The sequence below is a fragment of the Halalkalibacter flavus genome, from assembly GCF_036663575.1.
GTDB classification, from domain to species: domain Bacteria; phylum Bacillota; class Bacilli; order Bacillales; family Bacillaceae_D; genus Halalkalibacter; species Halalkalibacter flavus.
The window spans coordinates 42,494-62,666 of record NZ_JAWRVK010000004.1; the positions used below are offsets into that span (position 1 = coordinate 42,494).

Genomic DNA, 20,173 nt, shown 5'->3' on the forward strand with positions numbered 1-20,173 from the left:
AATTTCGACACAAAGAGGGTGTAAAAAGATATAATGAAAGCGTATTCAAAAGAAAGAGGTGTTAAACAATGATTACATTTCTAGTATCTATTGCACTATTAATTATAGCTTATTTTACGTATGGTAAATTCATTGAAAAAATGTTTGGGGTTAAGGAATCAAGACCTACTCCTGCTTATAGCATGAAAGACGGTGTCGATTATATTCCGATGGGAACAAATCGAAATTCGTTAATACAGCTATTAAATATTGCGGGTGTAGGACCTATTTTTGGACCAATTATGGGAGCGCTTTACGGACCGGTGGCTTTTATCTGGATTGTTGTCGGTTGTATTTTTGCAGGGGCGGTTCATGACTATTTAACAGGTATGATCTCGATTCGTAACAAAGGGGCGCATTTACCTCAATTAGCTGGTAAGTTCTTAGGGAAATCAATGAAGCATATTGTCAATGCAATTGCTGTTCTTTTGTTACTTCTTGTTGGAACCGTTTTCGTAACAGCTCCAGCAGGACTATTGTTTAACTTAATGGATGGGTTAGTTACACTAGGAATAATCACAGCGGTTATTTTCGCTTATTATATTTTAGCAACGATGTTGCCTGTTGATAAAATCATTGGAAAAGTTTATCCAATCTTAGGAGCACTATTAGTTATTAGTGCGATTGGAATTGGAGGAATGTTAATTTTCACTGGTGCACCAATTCCTGAATTAACACTTGAGAATATGCATCCAGCTGGAACAGCCGTATTTCCAATTCTTATGATTACCATTGCTTGTGGTGCGATTTCAGGATTTCATGCAACACAATCACCGATTATTTCAAGAACACTTCAAAATGAACAGAATGGTCGCAAAGTATTTTACGGCATGATGATTGTAGAAGGGATTATCGCAATGATTTGGGCAGCAGCTGCAATGAGTTTATTTTACGGAACGGATTTAGCTGCTTTAATTGACTCAGGTGGTGCTGGACTTGTTGTTAGTGAAGTTGCTTTCACATTGTTAGGAGCAATTGGTGGAACGTTAGCTGTACTTGGTGTCATTGTTCTTCCAATCACATCTGGTGACACAGCCTTCCGTTCGGCTCGAATGATTATTGCTGATTATATTAAAGTTCCGCAGTTGAAGATTACTAGTCGTCTTTGGATTGCGTTACCATTATTCGTGATTTCGTTCATCCTGACTACAATGGACTTCACTTTATTATGGAGATACTTTGGTGTAACTAATGCAGCAATAAGTGCAATTGCCTTATTTGTTGGTGCTATGTATTTAGCTATTCAATTTAAATTTCATTGGGTTGCAACAATACCAGCAACATTTATGACGATGGTTTCGTTAACATTTATCTTCAATGCACCAATCGGATTTGGTCTGCCAATGGGAACATCTTATGTTGCTGCAACAATTGGAACAATAATTATTCTAGCTTTATTTGCTTACAAAATTAAATTAAATCGCGCCGAAGTGAATTTTGAGTTAGACGAAGACGAGAGCAAGGCAGCGTAACATATGAAACCTGTATCCGCTTGGAGGATGCAGGTTTTCCCTATTTTTTAAGCTTATTAAATCGAAATATGTAAAAATAATGATTTTAGTTTGATATTTTACATAATATTTCCGTTCAAATGAAAACAAACGGACATTAGGAATCAAAAAAATCTGTTATAATAATTGAAATATCGTTTGAAGTAAATTCATAGTAGTGATTAGACATATCTACAGCAAGGGAAGGATGCGACATATGAGAAAAGAGAATGAACTGATTAAAAAGCATTACTATAAACATTTTGTAGAAGAAAGAACAAATCAACCAATCGCCGTTCTTGCTGAAGCGATGTTAGAAGAGAATGAGGAAGAAACAAATTCCTCCATTCGCTATGCTCAAGGAGAAGTCTATTATCATAATAAAGACTACGAAACAGCCATTTTTAAGTGGGAGAAGGTTCAATGTGAATTAAAGTCATGGGCAATGAAAAACATTGCTGACAGTTATTATGAGTTAGGGGCACTCTCACAAGCTGAAGAAGGGTATTTAGCCATACATACAGAGAACTTGATTTTAAGAACTGAAATAGAATTACAACTATTTTCACTATATATGGATCAACAACAATTAGATCAAGCTGCAAAAGTAATTAAAAACGTTGTGTCGTTAAATCCAGATTATTTAGATGTTACAGAAATTGCTCGTTCATTTTTTGAAGAGTATAGAGACTGGGATAGTGCAATTGATTTAGCGATAAATGAAGCAATCCGAACAGAATCTATTGATTGGTTTGAAATCGTTCAAAAATATATTGATAGAGAATTAACTAAAACAATAGAACCATCTTATTTTTTACAGGCTCTAAAAACGTTATATTCAATTGATGTTAAGAAATTTGAACAATTAGCTGTAGTACTTTGGAAAAGCTACAGAAGTGAAAAATTATATTTCAAGTGGTTGACTGAGTTTAATGATCTTTTATTACAGCTTAATATTGACAAAACTGTATCTTGGTTAGATTTATCAAAATTATATGAACAAACTTATTTTGATCTAACAGCCGGTAAGTATTTCATTAAAGAGATTGAACATATTGTCCCTAACTTTCTAAGCAATTGGATTCATAGTGCGACAAAATCTCAAGCTATAGCTGCCGCAGGAGCTGTTCTTTCGTGGAATCAATTTGTATCAAATCTTAATACAAATACTGTTAATGAAGCAAAAACAATCTTAAGTCATGACCGATCGGCAACAACTGACTCGATTGTACAAAGTTTGGAGTTATATGAATCTATCATTCGTTGGGCACAGGAACATGATTTAGAAATTGGCGGTCGCATACAGTGGAAGGTTCAACAACTGGTAGATTTTGATCGTAATTATTTAGTTGTGGCAGGGTCAGATACAAAAGGTAAAACAGCTATGGTCAATCATTTACTAGGACATGAAGTATTAAGTGAAGAACTACCTGCAACGTTTATGTTTAGAAATGCTAGTGAAACGGTACTTCAAGAAATTACTGAAGAAGGTCATATTCATCCCGTTAACAAAGAATTGAGCGACATAGATCTTCAAGACAAAATGTTTGAATATGTGTTGCCAGCTTCTTTTTTAGAAAAGAATAAGCTAACCATTTTATCGACAGAGCGGAATGAAGAATTAAAAAACTACGTAGGTATGGCTGATGTGTTATTGTTTATCATAGATGCGAACTCAAGAATAACAAAATCTGATTATGAAGTTCTTACAAAAATCAAAGATGAATATCCAAGCCTATCTATTCATTTTGTTATTAATAAAATGAATGTCATTTATAATGAACAAGAGGTTCAACGAATTGTTGAGGAAACAGAAGCAGCTATTAATGAGAACTTTCCAAATGCACAGATATACACAACTGAATCACGATTTGACGGCTTGAACCCAGTAATAAGTGGTCTATTTAAAAATAGAATGATAGAAAAAGAACGAAATGAAAAAATATTAAAGGTAATTCAAGAAGCCATCGGTCATCTTCTAGAAAAGCGAGTAAAAATGGAAAAGAACTTAATGAATTCTGTTACTTGGAATGAAGAAGCTGTTCTAAAGCTGACAGGTGCCATTAATCAACTAATAGATATAGAAAAAGAAAAGATACAAGAAATAAAAGAGTCATATGTAGTCATTACTGATGAAATGAAAAAGAATTTAAGAGTGAACATCCCGAAAATATTGCGTGAGTGCTCAAGTTTTATTAAGGAAGATAGTGATTTTAAAAATATTCATGTTGAACTTAATAGAAAAATGAATGAGCAAATTTCCATTTATTTAGAACAAACATTTTTACCAAAATTTTCGAATGTCTTGCAGGAATGGTTAGAAGTTTGTAATGTCGAGTTCATTCAAAGTCAGTCATATTTAAAGGAAATGACTGAAGGGTTTAATCGGTTATATGAAAAGGAACGCTTTAAATTGCAATGTGATTTCCGTGTGCTTGACGATTGGTACAGAGATGTTGACCGAATGACAAATGGTGTGCATTTAGAAGACGTCAATATTTTGTTAAGATTAACACCTTCACAACTTCTATTAAAAAGTTCAGGGAAATTTTTTGGAGTACTTCCTACAAATAAAGCATTAGTATTTAAAATGTACAAAAAATTTATTGAAAATGAAGAGTATAAGCAGGTTACCGAAACGATTATGAATCAGTATATGCTCCAGTTTGACTTATTTGGAAAGTCAATAGAGCGCGATATGAACTTATTCTATAGAAGTCCGTTTAGTATACTAAACGAAGCAATCGCAGAAGCACAATCAGAAATAGAGGGGCATAATGATGCGCTAGATTCGTTACGAGCTAATCCGGAAATTTACAAAGATCCGCTAACCTTATTTAAGGTTCGAGTTCATCAATATGAGTTAATGGAGTGTAGGAATTTGAACAGAACTCAAAGCTTAGCAGTAAGGTAAGTGGCCGCTGAACTCTTTCATAATAATGTAAAACAGCAGGGGCATTAAATGCTCCTGCTGTTTCTTTAGGGGGCTTTGTAGTCATTTTAAAATCCATCTTCTCCTGCAGTGTATGGGATATTCAGATTGTTTTCGACTGTGCGTAAACGTTGGTTTAACCTGGTCATTCGATCAAAATGACGCTCATCATTTTGGTTTAAACGAATGATCTCTTCGTTTATTCGGCCAATTTCGGCATTTAATCTTTGAATTTCTTCGTTTTGGCGTGTTAATTCTGTTATTTGCTGTTGAATTTGGCTTTCTAATTGGGCCACTCTTGATTCTAGTGTTGGTTGCCTGTAATGAGATAGTGGTTGTTGACGAGGGGGATAATAGGCATAAGATGATGACTCGTTTGGTTGCTGAACAAATCGAGAGTTATATTGATATGGGTTCATACGGCAGCTCTCCTCTGTAGTATATTAGTCTAGATGACACTTTTATAGCCTATGTAGAAACTCCTTAGTTGACAGGGCTTATGCCTAAATTGTTTAACGAATAAAAAAGTCATAAATTTATTTTTGAGTAAAATTAAAATTTGTGATAAAAATCACTTTCAATGTACATGACTGGGAGTATGATCTATTTAGAAAGAGAAACAACTTGAAATGATAGGAGATGAGGAGGAAATGATTTTATGTGAATGGAAAAACTTTCAGACTGATACTGAAACATATTCTCAGGCTGACTTTGAGGAGTTGGTCAATGATGAATTTGAAGCAATGATGTTTGAGGATGATGAAGAGATTCCTGCTTACATTTGGACAGTCAACTATGTATGTATTATAAAAAAGGGTACAAGAATGATTGCTGATATTTCTGTTACAAAGATTCCTCGAAATCCAGTTTGCGCATAATTTTTTTAAAATTATATATGTGAAAAGTTTCACAAATGGAGGGTTTTAGCATGGTTGTAGATCAAAAACAATTAGTAGAAAAAACGGATGTATTAAAAGCGGTAGATCAGTTAGTTGACAATGGAAAAAAAGCCTTAAAAGAATTTTTAACGTTTAATCAAGAGCAAGTTGATGAGATTGTGAAGAAAATGGCTTTGGCTGGACTTGAACATCATATGGAATTAGCGAAGCTTGCTTTTGAAGAAACAAATCGTGGTGTATATGAGGATAAGATTATTAAGAATTTGTTTTCTACAGAATATGTGTACCATAACATTAAATATGACAAAACGGTCGGAATCATTCATGAAAACGAACATGATGGTTTGATTGAAATTGCTGAACCAGTTGGAGTTGTAGCCGGCGTTACACCTGTTACCAATCCAACATCTACAACGATGTTTAAAGCACTCATAGCAATTAAAACGAGAAACCCAATTATTTTTGCTTTTCATCCTTCTGCACAAAAATGTAGTAGCGAAGCGGCAAGAGTATTACGAGATGCAGCGATTTTAGCTGGTGCACCCGAACATTGTATCCAATGGATTGAAACACCTTCAATTGAAGCAACGAAGGCATTAATGAACCATGAAGGGACAGCATTGGTACTAGCCACAGGAGGCGCTGGAATGGTTAAATCAGCTTATAGTACAGGGAAGCCTGCGCTTGGAGTTGGTCCAGGTAACGTTCCTTGCTATATCGAAAAAACAGCGAACGTCAAGCGAGCAGTAAATGATTTGATCCTATCAAAAACATTTGATAATGGGATGATTTGTGCATCTGAGCAAGCGGTTATTATTGATGATGCCATCTATCAAGAAGTAAAACGGGAGTTAACTAATAATAAATGTTACTTCTTAAACGAAGAGGAGCGCGCAAAAGTAGAGAAGCTGGTGATTAATGAAACAACATGCGCTGTAAATCCAGATATCGTTGGAAAGCCAGCTGCATTTATTGCAAATTTAGCTGGTGTTACGGTCCCAGAAGATACAAAGATCTTGCTGGCGGAACTTAAAGGTGTTGGACCACAGTATCCATTATCTAGAGAGAAGCTTAGCCCAGTCCTTGCGTGCTATCGTGTACGCTCCACAGCAGAAGGATTGAAACGAGCGGAAGAAATGCTTGAATTTGGTGGTCTAGGACACTCTGCTGTCATTCATACAAACAACGAAGATGTAATCCGACAATTTGGTATGAGAATGAAAGCATGCCGAATTATTGCAAATGCCCCTTCTTCTCAAGGTGCGATTGGCGACATTTATAACGCCTTCTTACCATCACTCACGCTTGGTTGTGGTTCTTATGGGAAGAACTCTGTATCTTCAAATGTTGGGACAGTTAACTTAGTAAATGTAAAAAAAGTAGCTCGGAGGAATGCAAATATGCAATGGTTTAAAATTCCACCGAAAGTGTATTTTGAGAAACATTCAACACAATATTTAGCGGTCATGCCTAATATTACAAAAGCGTTCATTGTTACTGATCCTGGTATGGTTAAGCTTGGATACGTCGATAAAGTGTTGCATTATTTACGTCAAAGACCAGACTATGTCCATTGCGAGATCTTTTCTGAAGTGGAGCCTGATCCATCTATCGAAACGGTAGAAAAAGGTGCAGCAATGATGAGAAGTTTTGAGCCGGATTGCATTATCGCTCTTGGTGGAGGATCTGCAATGGATGCTGCAAAAGGAATGTGGTTATTTTACGAACATCCAGATACAGATTTTCTGGGTTTGAAACAAAAGTTTCTTGATATTAGAAAGCGCGTATTTAAATATCCAAAATTAGGAACACAGGCTCAATTTGTTGCGATTCCTACAACGTCTGGTACAGGTTCTGAAGTGACATCATTTTCAGTTATTACTGATAAAAACCAAAACATTAAGTATCCGTTAGCTGATTATGAGTTAACTCCTGATGTGGCCATTATCGATCCGCAATTTGTTATGACTGTTCCTAAACACGTAACGGCAGATACAGGAATGGATGTGTTAACCCATGCGATTGAAGCTTATGTGTCTATTATGGCAAACGACTATACAGATGGTTTAGCAATTAAAGCCATTCAGCTAGTGTTTGAATATTTACCTCGTGCTTATCGTAATGGCAGTGACGAGGTAGCGCGTGAGAAAATGCATAATGCATCAACCATTGCAGGAATGGCCTTTGCGAATGCATTCCTTGGCATTAATCATAGTTTGGCTCATAAATTAGGAGCTGAGTTCCATATTGCTCACGGCCGTTCAAACACAATTTTAATGCCACATGTTATTCGTTATAATGCGAAAAAGCCAACGAAATTTGCAGCATTTCCAAAATACGAACACTTTGTGGCAGACAAGCGCTATGCAGAGATTGCTAGAGTACTAGGCTTACCATCAGCAACGACAGAAGAGGGAGTCGAGAGTCTCATTCAAGCCATTATTAAGCTAGCAAAAGAAATGGATATTCCTATGAGCATTAAAGAAAATGGAGTCAATGAGAAGGAATTTGAAAGCAAAGTCAACTATCTAGCGGAGCGTGCATTTGAAGACCAATGTACAACGGCGAATCCGAAATTGCCTCTAGTAAGTGAATTAGCTGAAGTCTATCGTTTAGCGTATAAGGGTGTGTAAGTATAAATAGTTAACTAGGGTGTTCCAAGGTCTAGAAGGATCAGTGGAACACCTTCTTTTAGATTGGGGAATAGATTGTTTTATTGTTAGCAGTTTCTTTATAGATACTAGCATATTTTTACTAGAGAGAGGCAAGTACCGAGCCGAAACTTTTCAAACCTTCATAGACTAATATAATCTTAATCTAAGGAGGTTAGAACGTTGTTTGGTTTTCAAATGGTACAAATGGTGAGGAAGTATTCACATAAGCTGGATAAGCCATTACGTGATAAGGTTTTAAATTTGTATAAACCGTTTAAGTGGACACCTTGTTTCATGCATAACATGTTTGAAGGTGTTTTGAAAAGAACGAGGAGAATGAGGGTGATCATTGAATTTGACGAAGGCTGTTATAAAGAAGGTTGTTTGAATATGAATCAAATATTCAATAGCCGCCTTGGTTGTAAAATGAGAAACGAATTTCAGATTATCTCTTGTTGTAGTGCAGATCTTACACCTGCTGTTTTAGAAGAATTGCTTATGAACTGTCCTCAAATTAAAAAGATTTCCTTAAATCGTGAAGTTCGCGCTTTGCTTGATACAGCAGTGATCTCTGCGAAGGCTAGAAATGTCGTTCGAAATGGAACAGAACTGACAGGAAAAGGAATAACAGTTGCGGTTATTGATACAGGTATTTACCCTCACAATGATCTTTCGGGAAGGATCATTGATTTTGTTGACTTTATCAATCAAAGAAGCGAGCCGTATGATGACAACGGACATGGTACTCATTGTGCTGGAGATGCTGTTGGTAACGGGGCAGCCTCGTCAGGTGTTTATATGGGTCCAGCACCTGGTGCAAATGTGATTGGGGTAAAAGTATTAAATAAAATAGGTTCTGGATCGTTGGAAACGGTCATGCAAGGAGTACAGTGGTGTATAGACTACAATGAAAGAAATCCTGAGCAGCCCATTCATGTCATTAATATGTCATTAGGTTCTCCAGCTCAGAGATATGCAAACGAAAGTGAAGATCCGATGATTCGTATCGTTGAGAGCGCTTGGGAAAGTGGAATTGTCGTTTGCGTAGCGGCTGGGAATGAAGGCCCTGAAGAAAGAACTATCGCAAGTCCTGGAATAAGTCAACAAGTTATCACGGTAGGAGCTCTTGATGATCGAAATACGATTGACCGAAGTGATGATGGTGTCGCTAGCTTTTCAAGTCGTGGGCCAACCATTTACGGAGCTCAAAAACCCGATTTGCTTGCTCCCGGAGTGAGCATTGTTTCATTACGCTCACCAAGATCCTATTTAGATAAATTACAGAAAGCGAGCAGAGTTAATTCTGAGTATTTCATTTTGTCAGGGACATCAATGGCCACACCAATTTGTGCAGGAATTGTTGCACTTATGCTTGAGTTTGATCCAACATTGACACCTGTGGAAATAAAAAAACAGTTGCTTAACGGGACTGATTTATGGACAAACAGAGATCCAAATATTTATGGAGCGGGCTATATTAATGCAGAAGGTTCACTTTAGTGAACTAACTCAGTAAAGAGGGGTCTGACCCCTACCTATAGGGGTATGCAGAACCGGATAAAGGGAAGTTTTGTTAGAGGGCACTGAATTGGTGAAAGTTGACCTTTCAGTGCTCTATTTCTGCATTTTTAAATAAGTATATGTGAGAGTGAATAAAAAGAATGGAAATGTCCGTATCCTTTTAAAGAGCAGCTTTTTTCGATACAGAAAGTAGGGAGATCTCATGCAAGGGCTAAATGAAATTGACGTCGTGATTGTCGGTGCTGGATTAGCAGGATTAACAGCAGCTCACGAGTTAAAAAAAAGAGATGTTTCTTTTATTATTTTGGAAGCGCGAAGCAGAGCAGGTGGTAGGGTTTATAGTACAATGTCAGAAGAGAATCTTCCTATAGACTTAGGAGCACAATGGATTGGGCCAGGTCAAAAGAGAATGATGAGGCTTGCTGAAGAATATAAGCTACAACTTACACCAACTTATCAAAAAGGAAAAACACTTTTCCACTTAAGAGGAAAGCAGAAAAAGACAAAAGGGAATGTGCCTGGACTATCAGCGTTTTCCATACTTGATATAATGATTCTTAAAAAGAAAATAGATAAGTTAAGTAAACAAATTCCAATTAATGAACCATGGACTTCAGAGCTCGCTAAGCAGTTAGACAAAATGACATTAGAGGAATTTATACAAGTTCATTCACATTCAAACTCTGCATTGGCTTATTATAGATTAATTATAGAAGAACTACTCTGTGCAAAATTATATGAAGTCTCAGCTCTTGACTTTTTCTGGTGCATCAAGTCTGCTGGTTCAATAGATGACCTGTTAGCGGCAGAGAGTTTTTGGTTTAAAGATGGTGCAGGGAAGCTTATTGATAAATTAATAGAGCCACTTACAAAATTTGTTTATTTTGATCACCCTGTCCAACGTATTATATACGAAGAGAAGAAAGCTGTTGTTTATGCCGGAAATCAGTCATGGACAACCTCAGAAGTAATCATAACCATTCCACCTAATTTTATTACAAACATTCACTTTGACCCACCTCTGCCATCAGATCGAGTGCAACTAAGTGAACGAGCAGGCTTACCTTCTGTCACAAAGTTTATTTTTATTTATGACCGACCTTTTTGGAGGGAGTTAGGACTAAATGGAACGGTTTATAGTGATCAACCTCCAGTAAACTTGACGATTGACAGCTCACCAGAAGATGAGAAAAGAGGAATATTAACTGTCTTAATAGGTAGTAAATCAGCTAGAGATTTAGCTAGTATGAAGGCTGAAGCGCGGCATGATTTAGTAAAAAAGGCGTTAATTCGCTTCTTTGGAAAGGAAGCTGATTCACCTCTTCGGGTATTTGAGAAAGATTGGACAGCTGATATGTGGACCCGTGGTGGATATGGGACTCATTTTCCAACAGGAGTAATTAGTCACTTTGGACCATCTCTTATTGAACCAGTTGGGCCAATACATTGGGCTGGAACAGAAACAGCTTTTGAGTGGAGAATGTATATGGAGGGGGCTGTTCAATCAGGAGAAAGAGTAGTTAGTGAGGTTTTAAATCGTTTGAAGTGAATAGGTATAGGTATGAGTGGAGGAATAAACAGTCATACTGTATAAAACATCCTTGTCATAGAAGGAAGCCCTTAAAAGGAAAGAGGAGAGACTAATGACTATAATAGCAGGTTCCGATTATCAAATTTCTCAAAATATTCAAGGGAATTTTAATTCAGCAGAGATTTTAACGGTTATTCGTCAAAGTGGAAACAGTGTGCAGTTTACCCTTGGTAATGGAAAAGGTCATGGCTCTATGCCACTGGACCATATGCAGTTTTTACTGAAGAAGAATGAATTACGGTACGTTCCTAATAAACAAAAAATGGTAAAAGAAGAAAATAACGAGGAACAAATTAGTTAAAAGAAAAATCAAGAAGAGGGGGTGACTCAATAGGTCAAAAATAGACCGTTTGAGACGCCCCCTTATTTTATATCTTTTTAAAAAAGCCTGTTGAAAGCAAGGCCTCAATGCCTTCTGTTTTACTACTGTCATGTACTTTTAATTCAATTTCTTGATTCGGTTGTAGAGAGATGGCTAGTAACCCTAATAAACTTTTTGCGTCAATCTCCCAATGGTCTTTTTTGATGAGAATGGTTTCAGGAAACTCGCTTGCTTTGTTTACAATTTGACTAGCTGTCTCCGCTACAATAGGTTGTAATACCTTTACACGCATGGTGTTCACTCCCTTTATTTTATATAATGACTAAGTAACTTTATATATATTTGATAATATATTTGCAAACCTAAGAAAAATGCTAAAAAACTTGTAAAGAGTATGGAAGAAAAGATTACATCTTTTCAAAATGTACTCTAGAGAAAAGAAGGGTCATATGAGGAGGGCTCTGAAAAAGTGATTTTCCTTTCAGGGGCCTCTAAATGAGTACGCCCTTTTTATCTGAAAATTTGTTAATATATAAATAAGTACAGTTTTTAGTAGGAGGCAGCAATGGAAAAACAGGACCATAGACCAATCAAATTAATCGCAATTGATATGGATGGCACTCTTTTAAATGATCAAAAAGAAATTTCTTTGGAAAATCGGAAAGCAATTAAAGAAGCTGAAGAAAAAGGTGTACATGTCGTAATTAGCACAGGAAGAACGAGAATGACATGTGATGACTTAGTGAATTCTCTTTCTTTAAATTCTTATCTTATCACCGTTAATGGAAGTGAAATATGGGATGAAAATGGTGAATTGATTGAAAGGAAACTGCTAAATACGTCATATATAGAACAAATGTGGAAGTTAAAGCAGACACACGAAACAATTTGTTGGGCTGCCTCTGTTGATAATGTGTGGAGGGATTTTTTCCCAGAGGATTTATCTAAACATCAATGGATGAAATTTGGCTTCGATATTAAAGATGACCAAGTGAGAAACATCGTTTTAGAGGAACTTTCCAAAAATCCTGATCTTGAGATTACCAATTCAAGTCCTACGAACCTAGAGATTAACGCTGCTGGGGTTAATAAAGCAAGAGCAATCGAGAAAGTGTGCAATCGGATTGGAATTACAATGGACAATGTCCTTGCACTAGGTGATAGTTTAAATGACTTAGCGATGATTAAAGAAGCTGGAATAGGTGTAGCAATGGGGAATGCACAGCCATATGTGAAAGAGTCTGCTAATTGGGTTACTTCAACAAATGAAGAAAATGGTGTAGCAAAAGCGATACGAAAATGGGTGTTGTAAAAAGGGGTATCCCAAAAGGTTAAAATCAGACTTTTTTGGGATAACCCCTTTCCATTTTCTATGCAAGATAGAACTAGGTGATTAAAAAAGATGAAAATCGTCTAAATAAGTAAAGAGAGAAATTATCTAAAGGATAATGAGAATCTTAGTAGAATTTGACATACAATATGAAAATCCAAAAAAAGAAAGGGAGAGACGATGAAAAAAAGAACGTTAGTATTTGTTGGAGGTGTCCTGGCAGCGGTCTTCCTTGCACTAATTATATTTGCTTCAACTGGTGGTGAAAGTGTTCAGCATGATGAGGAAAGTATAGAAGAACAACAACAGTCTAATGATAAAAATATTGATAAGAACGAGGAAATCGAGCAAGTCGAACAAACAGAAAATGCAATAGAAACGTACCGAGTTTTTAATGATTATCAGCTTGATCATATTGGATATTTAAGTGAAGGGCGCACTTTTTACAACAGTGATGAGGATGTTTATGTACTCGGATATGGACACGAGGCACACGCAGTTAATCGATATGAACTGTTCGAAATAAAAGAAGATGAGGTTTCGATTATTAGAAGTTTAACCGAAGACAGCGAGCATTTTGAAAATATTGAATCCATAATTTTAGAAGAGAATTGGGAAGAAGAAATGGTCACGTATTTACTAAATAGTGTTGCCCCTCAAGATGAGTTATTTTTTTCATATGATCCAACAATTGACGAAGTAGAAGTTATCTTAGAACAAGGTTCATATACATTGTATCCTGTGATGGTAGGGGAAAAAACATTATATTTTAAACAAAGCAAAGGCTTGTGGGCAAAAGAATATTGGGATGATTTGACCATCGATATGTATGGAGAGAAACAGTTTGCTGTGCGCAAAAACGAAACGAACTAAGTAGGAAGGGGGATCCTAAAAGATCGTTTTATGACCTTTGGGATACCCCCTTACTCTGTTCCTAACTTCCGGAGAAAAATCGTTTGGAATTAATGATAAACTTTTACATTTACTTCTTGTACACCCCAGTTAATAGCATCTTGCTGATTTGGGATGAATAAATCAATTTTGTTTCCTTTAATGGCTCCGCCAGTATCACCAGCTATTGCATGTCCGTATCCTTCAACATAGACTTTTGAACCTAATGGGATGACAGACGGATCAACGGAGATCACTTTTTTATCTGGGTTATCAATTAGGTTCAAACCTGTTGCAGTTATTCCGGAGCAGCCATTACATGATGCTGTATAGGCTGTTGCAGTCATCGTTAGCTCTTGGGCAACATCCTCATTAGTGTTGGAATTGTTTGATGTTGGTGATGTTTCTGTTTTTTGTGTTTGTTCACTTGTTTGAGTTGCCTCTTTAGCTGATCCATTAATTGTAAGAGTCTGACCAGCAATGATTATGTTAGGGTTAGAGATTTGATTCCACTCTTGTATCTGACTAGTTGTTACTCCATCAAACTTTCGAGCGATTGAAGTGAGGGTATCTCCTCTTTTAATAGTATATTTCTCTTGCTCGTTCGTTGACTCTGCTTTTTCTTTTCCAGGGCGAGAAACTTGTAGACGATCCCCTGGGAATATAAGATTACTAGAAAGACTGTTCCACTCTTTTAACTCATCTAATTGAATATTTTTATTATTGGCAATTGACCACAACGTATCTCCCTTATTGACGGTTACTTCTTCTGCTGACGCGCTCATTCCAAACCCTAAAGATCCAACGAGTGCCGCTGCTGTTACTAATGAAACGATGCTTTTTCTCATAAATAGAATACCTCCAAAATTCATTATGTAACTTACTGAACTGATTCTATCATGGATTTTCTCGAGACAAAGAACAAGCTAGTAACAATTAGATTACGAATGTAACAGAGGTATGGGAAATTATGTACAAATTTGGTCATCTGCTGAGTAAATCTTGTTTGGAATATGGTAAAAAATTGGTGTTATCACTACTAAGCTCGTAAGTACGGCGCATAAATTTGCAGCTATTGCAGGAAATCTATCTTCAATAGACTAAAGGTGGAATAAGTCACCATGTAATGATAGGTAAGAATTTTAAGACAATTCTATTTATTTTTGTTATAATTTAAGTAGAAAGAACATGCAAATTTAAGTGACAGAATTTTTTTGAAAAAGAAATCATATGCCTATACATCTATGAATAAGCTGAAAATAAATAGAAGTAAGTGCAAAAAAGTTGACGAAGGAACAGTTTCAACAATATGTGCTAAGGAGGGTAAGCAATGGATTATATTATGTTTTGTGATCATTGTGGGATGCCCAAGCCAATTGTAGAGCACATCATGAGGGAATACTTTTGGATAGCTCACCAAGTATATTGCAGTAATTGTGAGAAGCCTAATCAAATCCCAAAATATTTACAAGAACTAGCATTAGAAATGCATAAACAACATTATGGCAAAAACGAATAAATCGGGTAGAACGTGATAACCTCATGTAGGACAAGCGCCTGCAGTAGGCGAGGCTATTAATTAAAACTCATTCTCTTATGAAGGAGTTCCTTTTTTTATTAATTGTTTTCGGTCACTTGATTGAGGAGGTTCTTCTAGCCAGTTGTTTTTTAACATAATATCTAATCCGTCTTTTGCATAAGCAGCAACTTCAACAGATAGTTTTTGGTAAAGGCCGATTAAGTCATATCTCATACTCGCTGTTGAAGCAGTTGAATAGGTTGTAGTTCCAAGTGAAAAATTGTTCCTATCTCACTTTCCACGTTTTCAGTTACCATTAAGCTTTTTTCAACGAGGAATTTAATATCCTTGTCCTGAACTGTTGACTGGAAATGTTTCATGATCTGGATAGTCATGCTATTTTGTATGTATTGTGTCCAAAGCATTCCGATTTCTGAAGCTGTTAAGATGGGTTTGTCCATACCCTAGGTCACCTCTTTTGGAAAATAAATAATCTACTCATAACCTTTCCAACAAAAAGAAGAATTATGAGAGTGTAAAAATATAATTGACGTATAGAACAAATTGTTTTATTCTTGAGAAAATAATTAAATACGAATCCTTAAAGGGGAGTAGCTTTTACAGCAAAGTCGTCATCACAGAGTTATTACTCTCGGCTTTGCTGGCAACGGAAGTTGTTAGCAAGACCTTTACTTGTAGTTGGTAAAGGTCCTTTCATGTCAAAAAACCTTTACTTCATACAGTAAAGGTTTTTTTGTTATATATCTTTGCGTCATAAAAGGAGGAGAAAGCAGTTATGGAAAAGTGGGAGCATACGGTAAAGTCATTAAGTGAAGTTGCGGTACATTCAAATGTGAATAACCAACTGGTGTCTGTTAAAGGGATCCCTAATAATTATGACTGTATCGGTATCGGGACCGATGCTGCTGTATTTAGATCAAAAGTAGTTCCTACTTATGCCTTTAAAGTATTCAGTGATGATAAGCTATTGAAATTAGAGGCTGAAAGAACTGTTTATGAAAGGTTAGGTAAATCACCTTTCTTTCCAATGTATCACGGAAGTGGCGCCAATTTTCTAGTGCTTAGCTTCATAAAAGGGGTGACATTTTATGAATGTCTAGCAAATGGAATTGAAATCCCGAAACTAGCAATCAATGATATCGAAAAAGCAAGAATGTATGCATTGGATTGTGGATTAAACCCTCGAGATATTCATTTGAAAAATATGATACTTACAGAAGGCAGAGCAAAATTAATTGATGTATCTGAATATTTACATCCTGGAAGTGACCATAGGTGGGAGCTTATAAAAAAAGGCTATCACAAATATTATGAAGTCATTGCTGGAAAGAAAATTCCGCATTCCATTTTAGAAATGGCTAAAAGGACATATAATCAGTCTGATCCAGCTCACTTTAACACGGATAAATTAATAAAAACGCTGTCGAAATGGCTACAAATGGGAGCATAGTGCTGTAACCTTTTAAAGAATAGTTTCGTTTTTATAAAAACGAGATTTTTGAGAGGAGAAAGGTGAGATGGTGAAACAGGTATATCATTACGCAGTTGCCTTTATTACGTTAATTATGGTGATAAGTGGAGGGGTGTTTGCCTTCATGTCTGTGGCTGATTATATATCTCCAAATATATATATAGAAACATTTGAAGACTACAAAAGCATGAGGGAGCATAAAAATGAAACAGATCACGAGGCCTCCATAAGTGAAAGTGACCTGATAGCTCAGTACGATGCAATGCTGAAACAGAAGATAGAATATCAAAAACAATCAGCTCTTAATGGTTTAATTAAAAGTTTAGGCTGGATTTTCATTCCTCTTCCAATTTTTGTCTTTTTCCAGCGGAAAATTAACAGAGAAAAGAATATCACTAAGTAACGAAAGAAATGCAGGAGCAACCATTCATCCGCTCCTGCAACTACAATTTAGACCTCTTGATCCCAAGTAATTGTTTGGGAATATCCCCCTCTCGATCCATAGCTATTTGCCTTACTTGATCCCCTTCAATAATGTTAATGATTATATCCTTTTCGTTGCCAACAAAATATATTTTTTTATCCTGTTCGTTAACTAATTCAAATACTTGTAGGCAATGAGTAGGGTTTGATTTCGTAGGGGCTTTACGATGACACAGTCCGCTGTTTACAGTATGGCGAAACCCGTTCTGAGTAAGATGATGCAATATTTCATTAATAAAAGGGTCAAAGACAATGAAGTTATGTTCGTCTGCAGGGTGGTTAAAAAAATTAATATTCAATTCAGTGTGTATGTGAACCTTTTGATCACAAAAGGTAATGGGAGTAAAGTGAGGCAAAGTAAAAGAAAATGGAATTACTTTTTCTTCGTTAGGCTTGATAAGGAGGGGATCAATAATTTTCACTTCATGAATGGGTTCGGTCATTTCGTGAATTTCTGTCATGTCATCATCGTTTCTTTGAAACTCAGTATCGACATGAATATTTACCTCTGAAATACTTTGTATTACCTTTCCTCCAAATATATGAACCTCTCCCGTTACTTCCTTGCCACGTTCAATTTCCCTATGAAATAACACCGTATTCACTTTTGCAGAACCTATTCCTATTGACGATAGCAGTTTCTTTAGCATGTAAATCACTCCCTATTTCACTATCAATCAGTTTTTGCTAATTTGAAGTATTGGCTCTATAACATATGCAGAAAGTGATGGAAGTTCTTGTGCTCAAGATGATTAAAGTTCGTATGTACTTTACACTTTTATAAGTGCTCTGTATAAAATCGTAGGAACTGCGCATTAGACGCTTCTTTCCATCATACTTATCAAGACAAGCATGAATAGGAAGGAGTACGAAAGTGTCCTATATACATGAAAATGGTTGGTTTTTATTTGTAGTGTCTGAGGGGATTACATGGGTTTTAGTTTTTCTGTTTTTGCTTAGCAGATATTGGCTACGTTTTGATCGATTAAGTCAGATGTGGTTAGTGTTTATAGTGGGAATTAATATTTTTCAAATTCTGCTTGGAGGAATTGATTTTTACTTTACGGGAGAGATTTCTTTTTTTCAAATTGTTATTGTCCTTTTTATTACATATGCTTGTACGTTAGGGAGTTCAGATTTTGCTCGGTTAGATCAATTTATAAAGCGGAAATTTGATCGAGGGCGAAATACAGATCATCGAACTTCTGAAGGACATGCAGATGTTAAGAAACATATAACCTATCGCTGTTCGCTGTTTTTCTATCATACAATTGCATTTTGTCTCATTCATATTATTTGGTATATGTCAGATCGTTCTTATTTTAATCATTTTCAAGAATATGTGTATTTCATTACAAATAGTTGGTTTGGTGTTGTTGATTACAACTTGTTAACAAGTCCAGCTTATTTCTTACTATCTTATTTATGGAGCATGATCTATGTCTTTGAAGCAGTTGTTATCCTCACGTATGCTATAGTAACAATTTTAGGAAAAGGGCAAAAACCAGTTTCATAGCTTCATTGACAGTAATAGAACTTTTCCCATATAATGAGTTAAGAATGATTTTTCGACAATTATTAAGGTAGCTTTGATCAATGTTCACGAGAAGAACAAGGGTATGAGAAATCTATAGTAATTTGCTTAGAATTGTTTGTTAGAAACGTAATATATATATATTTGGTTGCTAAAGTAAACACAATGTGAGTACTGAAGAGACCAACGATGATAATTTATCACCGTTGGTCTCTTTTATTTTGTTTTCAAACAATTCTAATAATGAGGATTCTTGCTAGGGAGGATATGAGATGAATAGATGGTTCGTCGTATTAGGAGCAATTATTATTCAAATTAATTTAGGAGCTGTGTACGCGTGGAGCTTATTTAACCAACCATTAATGAATAAGTTTGGTTGGGCAAGGGAAGATGTTGTTGTGACATTCTCCATAACAATTGCAACGTTTGCGTTAGCAACGATCTTTGCTGGAAGGTTACAAGATAAAATTGGTCCAAGATGGGTTGCGACGATTGGTGGGGTATTACTTGGGCTTGGGTTAATCCTAGCTAGTCAAGCAACAACTTTATTCCAATTATATTTCTTTTATGGCGTAATTGGTGGAATTGGAATTGGAATGACTTATGTATGTCCCTTATCAGCCTGTGTGAAGTGGTTTCCTGATAAGAGAGGTTTAATTAGTGGGGTCGCCGTAGCTGGCTTTGGATTAGGTGGATTAATTTTTAAACCTATTATTGAATGGCTAATTGAGGGGATGGGTGTTTCGTCAACATTCTTGTATCTAGGTTTTATTTATTTGATTTTAGTTGTTGCAGGTGCGCAGTTACTTAAAAATCCACCTGTTGAAGAGTTTACGAGAACTTCTTCTAAAGCAATACCAGAATTAAGTAACAATTTTTCACCGAAACAAATGCTAGGGACATATCAATTTTACTTATTATGGTTTATGTTCTTGTTTGGAAGTATGTCCGGGTTAATGGTCATAAGTTTTGCTGTTGATATTGGCGTTGATATTGTTAACTTGGATATCGAAAAAGCTGCAAATGCTGTTATGGTGATTGCGTTATTTAACGCAGCCGGACGAATTGTATTAGGAAGAGTATCAGATACACTTGGCCGTATGAATACGTTAATGATCATTTATGGTGTAACGGCCCTCATTATGTTCTATATGAGTACAGAAATGATGAACTATACAACCTTTTTACTTTCAGTTTCATTAATTGGTTTTTGCTTTGGGGGCTTTTTGGCACTGTTTCCTTCGGTTACAGCTGATTATTATGGGACAAGAAATATGGGAAGTAATTATGGGCTTATGTATCAAGCGTACGGAATTTCTGCTTTTGCAGGACCGATTATTGTAAAAACAATTCCGTTGACACAAGCATTTTTACTTTCAGCCTTGTTTTGTGCGTTAGCTCTTGTTATGGCAAAGTTAGTATCTGTTCCGAAAAAGAAAGTTGTAAGTGAAATCGTTAAGCAAGCATCTTAATTTA

The 20,173-nt window shown here is 36.1% G+C and carries 18 protein-coding genes and 1 pseudogene; 14 read left to right on the forward strand and 5 right to left on the reverse strand.

The window, feature by feature from the left end; translation table 11 throughout:
- Window positions 1–68: 68 nt before the first annotated feature.
- Both SAY88_RS03865 and SAY88_RS03870 read left to right on the forward strand, forming a co-directional pair.
- Window positions 69–1,511 carry a carbon starvation CstA family protein gene (locus tag SAY88_RS03865; protein WP_332629443.1) on the forward strand — a complete coding sequence of 481 codons (1,443 nt, stop codon included), beginning with the start codon at window positions 69–71 and terminating at the stop codon, window positions 1,509–1,511.
- 235 nt (window positions 1,512–1,746) lie between these two features.
- Window positions 1,747–4,443, forward strand: coding sequence for a GTP-binding protein (locus SAY88_RS03870; RefSeq protein ID WP_332629444.1), 2,697 nt, complete (start codon window positions 1,747–1,749; stop codon window positions 4,441–4,443).
- Window positions 4,444–4,529: 86 nt separating this feature from the next.
- Here the strand turns inward: SAY88_RS03870 and SAY88_RS03875 are convergent, their stop codons facing one another.
- The gene (locus SAY88_RS03875; protein WP_332629445.1) at window positions 4,530–4,880 is read right to left on the reverse strand and encodes a hypothetical protein; all 351 of its coding nucleotides are present in this window, start codon (window positions 4,878–4,880) and stop codon (window positions 4,530–4,532) included.
- A gap of 231 nt (window positions 4,881–5,111) precedes the next feature.
- On the opposite strand from SAY88_RS03875, the gene SAY88_RS03880 reads away from it, so the two are divergent.
- The 5 genes from SAY88_RS03880 (at window position 5,112) to SAY88_RS03900 (ending at window position 11,427) form a co-directional block, all read left to right on the forward strand.
- Window positions 5,112–5,339: a hypothetical protein gene (locus tag SAY88_RS03880; RefSeq protein ID WP_332629447.1), complete on the forward strand. Its 228-nt coding sequence runs from the start codon at window positions 5,112–5,114 to the stop codon at window positions 5,337–5,339.
- Between the two features lie 50 nt (window positions 5,340–5,389).
- Window positions 5,390–7,993: a bifunctional acetaldehyde-CoA/alcohol dehydrogenase gene (gene adhE, locus SAY88_RS03885; RefSeq protein WP_332629448.1), complete on the forward strand. Its 2,604-nt coding sequence runs from the start codon at window positions 5,390–5,392 to the stop codon at window positions 7,991–7,993.
- Between the two features lie 201 nt (window positions 7,994–8,194).
- Window positions 8,195–9,514, forward strand: a complete 1,320-nt coding sequence (locus SAY88_RS03890; RefSeq protein WP_332629449.1) for a S8 family peptidase — start codon at window positions 8,195–8,197, stop codon at window positions 9,512–9,514.
- 223 nt (window positions 9,515–9,737) lie between these two features.
- The gene (locus SAY88_RS03895; protein ID WP_332629451.1) at window positions 9,738–11,084 is read left to right on the forward strand and encodes a flavin monoamine oxidase family protein; all 1,347 of its coding nucleotides are present in this window, start codon (window positions 9,738–9,740) and stop codon (window positions 11,082–11,084) included.
- 94 nt (window positions 11,085–11,178) lie between these two features.
- Complete coding sequence (locus SAY88_RS03900) at window positions 11,179–11,427, forward strand: hypothetical protein (protein ID WP_332629452.1); 249 nt, start codon at window positions 11,179–11,181, stop codon at window positions 11,425–11,427.
- A gap of 67 nt (window positions 11,428–11,494) precedes the next feature.
- Here the strand turns inward: SAY88_RS03900 and SAY88_RS03905 are convergent, their stop codons facing one another.
- The gene (locus SAY88_RS03905) at window positions 11,495–11,740 is read right to left on the reverse strand and encodes an HPr family phosphocarrier protein (RefSeq protein WP_332629454.1); all 246 of its coding nucleotides are present in this window, start codon (window positions 11,738–11,740) and stop codon (window positions 11,495–11,497) included.
- 273 nt (window positions 11,741–12,013) lie between these two features.
- Here SAY88_RS03905 and SAY88_RS03910 point away from each other — a divergent pair, with 273 nt between their 5' ends.
- Together SAY88_RS03910 and SAY88_RS03915 are read left to right on the forward strand one after the other, a co-directional pair.
- Window positions 12,014–12,760 (forward strand): Cof-type HAD-IIB family hydrolase, encoded by a 747-nt coding sequence (locus SAY88_RS03910; RefSeq protein WP_332629455.1) that lies wholly within the window; start codon window positions 12,014–12,016, stop codon window positions 12,758–12,760.
- Window positions 12,761–12,958: 198 nt separating this feature from the next.
- The gene (locus SAY88_RS03915) at window positions 12,959–13,651 is read left to right on the forward strand and encodes a hypothetical protein (RefSeq protein WP_332629456.1); all 693 of its coding nucleotides are present in this window, start codon (window positions 12,959–12,961) and stop codon (window positions 13,649–13,651) included.
- Window positions 13,652–13,740: 89 nt separating this feature from the next.
- On the opposite strand, the gene SAY88_RS03920 is transcribed toward SAY88_RS03915, so the two are convergent.
- Window positions 13,741–14,517 carry a LysM peptidoglycan-binding and 3D domain-containing protein gene (locus SAY88_RS03920; RefSeq protein WP_332629457.1) on the reverse strand — a complete coding sequence of 259 codons (777 nt, stop codon included), beginning with the start codon at window positions 14,515–14,517 and terminating at the stop codon, window positions 13,741–13,743.
- Window positions 14,518–14,999: 482 nt separating this feature from the next.
- Between SAY88_RS03920 and SAY88_RS03925 the strand changes: the two genes are divergently transcribed.
- A complete protein-coding gene (locus tag SAY88_RS03925; RefSeq protein WP_250097170.1) occupies window positions 15,000–15,188 on the forward strand; it encodes a hypothetical protein in 189 nt (62 codons plus the stop codon).
- 75 nt (window positions 15,189–15,263) lie between these two features.
- Here SAY88_RS03925 and SAY88_RS03930 read toward each other — a convergent pair.
- A pseudogene (locus SAY88_RS03930) lies at window positions 15,264–15,649 on the reverse strand (DUF3231 family protein).
- A 335-nt stretch (window positions 15,650–15,984) separates the two neighbouring features.
- Between SAY88_RS03930 and SAY88_RS03935 the strand changes: the two are divergent.
- The gene (locus SAY88_RS03935) at window positions 15,985–16,659 is read left to right on the forward strand and encodes a BUD32 family EKC/KEOPS complex subunit (protein ID WP_332629458.1); all 675 of its coding nucleotides are present in this window, start codon (window positions 15,985–15,987) and stop codon (window positions 16,657–16,659) included.
- Between the two features lie 67 nt (window positions 16,660–16,726).
- Entirely contained in the window at window positions 16,727–17,083 is a 357-nt protein-coding gene (locus SAY88_RS03940) for a hypothetical protein (RefSeq protein ID WP_332629459.1), read from the forward strand.
- A 40-nt stretch (window positions 17,084–17,123) separates the two neighbouring features.
- Here SAY88_RS03940 and SAY88_RS03945 read toward each other — a convergent pair whose 3' ends face one another.
- Window positions 17,124–17,813, reverse strand: coding sequence for a sporulation protein (locus SAY88_RS03945; RefSeq protein WP_332629460.1), 690 nt, complete (start codon window positions 17,811–17,813; stop codon window positions 17,124–17,126).
- Window positions 17,814–18,037: 224 nt separating this feature from the next.
- Here SAY88_RS03945 and SAY88_RS03950 point away from each other — a divergent pair, with 224 nt between their 5' ends.
- Complete coding sequence (locus SAY88_RS03950; RefSeq protein ID WP_332629461.1) at window positions 18,038–18,679, forward strand: hypothetical protein; 642 nt, start codon at window positions 18,038–18,040, stop codon at window positions 18,677–18,679.
- A gap of 290 nt (window positions 18,680–18,969) precedes the next feature.
- Window positions 18,970–20,169 (forward strand): L-lactate MFS transporter, encoded by a 1,200-nt coding sequence (locus SAY88_RS03955; RefSeq protein ID WP_332629462.1) that lies wholly within the window; start codon window positions 18,970–18,972, stop codon window positions 20,167–20,169.
- Window positions 20,170–20,173: the final 4 nt, after the last annotated feature.

Bases quoted from the DNA above. Each gene is read 5' to 3' on its own strand.
- SAY88_RS03865 (WP_332629443.1), top strand. From the start codon at position 69: ATGATTACATTTCTAGTATCTATTGCACTATTAATTATAGCTTATTTT.
- SAY88_RS03870 (WP_332629444.1), top strand. From the start codon at position 1,747: ATGAGAAAAGAGAATGAACTGATTAAAAAGCATTACTATAAACATTTT.
- SAY88_RS03875 (WP_332629445.1), bottom strand. From the start codon at position 4,880: ATGAACCCATATCAATATAACTCTCGATTTGTTCAGCAACCAAACGAG.
- SAY88_RS03880 (WP_332629447.1), top strand. From the start codon at position 5,112: ATGATTTTATGTGAATGGAAAAACTTTCAGACTGATACTGAAACATAT.
- adhE (WP_332629448.1), top strand. From the start codon at position 5,390: ATGGTTGTAGATCAAAAACAATTAGTAGAAAAAACGGATGTATTAAAA.
- SAY88_RS03895 (WP_332629451.1), top strand. From the start codon at position 9,738: ATGCAAGGGCTAAATGAAATTGACGTCGTGATTGTCGGTGCTGGATTA.
- SAY88_RS03900 (WP_332629452.1), top strand. From the start codon at position 11,179: ATGACTATAATAGCAGGTTCCGATTATCAAATTTCTCAAAATATTCAA.
- SAY88_RS03905 (WP_332629454.1), bottom strand. From the start codon at position 11,740: ATGCGTGTAAAGGTATTACAACCTATTGTAGCGGAGACAGCTAGTCAA.
- SAY88_RS03910 (WP_332629455.1), top strand. From the start codon at position 12,014: ATGGAAAAACAGGACCATAGACCAATCAAATTAATCGCAATTGATATG.
- SAY88_RS03915 (WP_332629456.1), top strand. From the start codon at position 12,959: ATGAAAAAAAGAACGTTAGTATTTGTTGGAGGTGTCCTGGCAGCGGTC.
- SAY88_RS03920 (WP_332629457.1), bottom strand. From the start codon at position 14,517: ATGAGAAAAAGCATCGTTTCATTAGTAACAGCAGCGGCACTCGTTGGA.
- SAY88_RS03925 (WP_250097170.1), top strand. From the start codon at position 15,000: ATGGATTATATTATGTTTTGTGATCATTGTGGGATGCCCAAGCCAATT.
- SAY88_RS03935 (WP_332629458.1), top strand. From the start codon at position 15,985: ATGGAAAAGTGGGAGCATACGGTAAAGTCATTAAGTGAAGTTGCGGTA.
- SAY88_RS03940 (WP_332629459.1), top strand. From the start codon at position 16,727: ATGGTGAAACAGGTATATCATTACGCAGTTGCCTTTATTACGTTAATT.
- SAY88_RS03945 (WP_332629460.1), bottom strand. From the start codon at position 17,813: ATGCTAAAGAAACTGCTATCGTCAATAGGAATAGGTTCTGCAAAAGTG.
- SAY88_RS03955 (WP_332629462.1), top strand. From the start codon at position 18,970: ATGAATAGATGGTTCGTCGTATTAGGAGCAATTATTATTCAAATTAAT.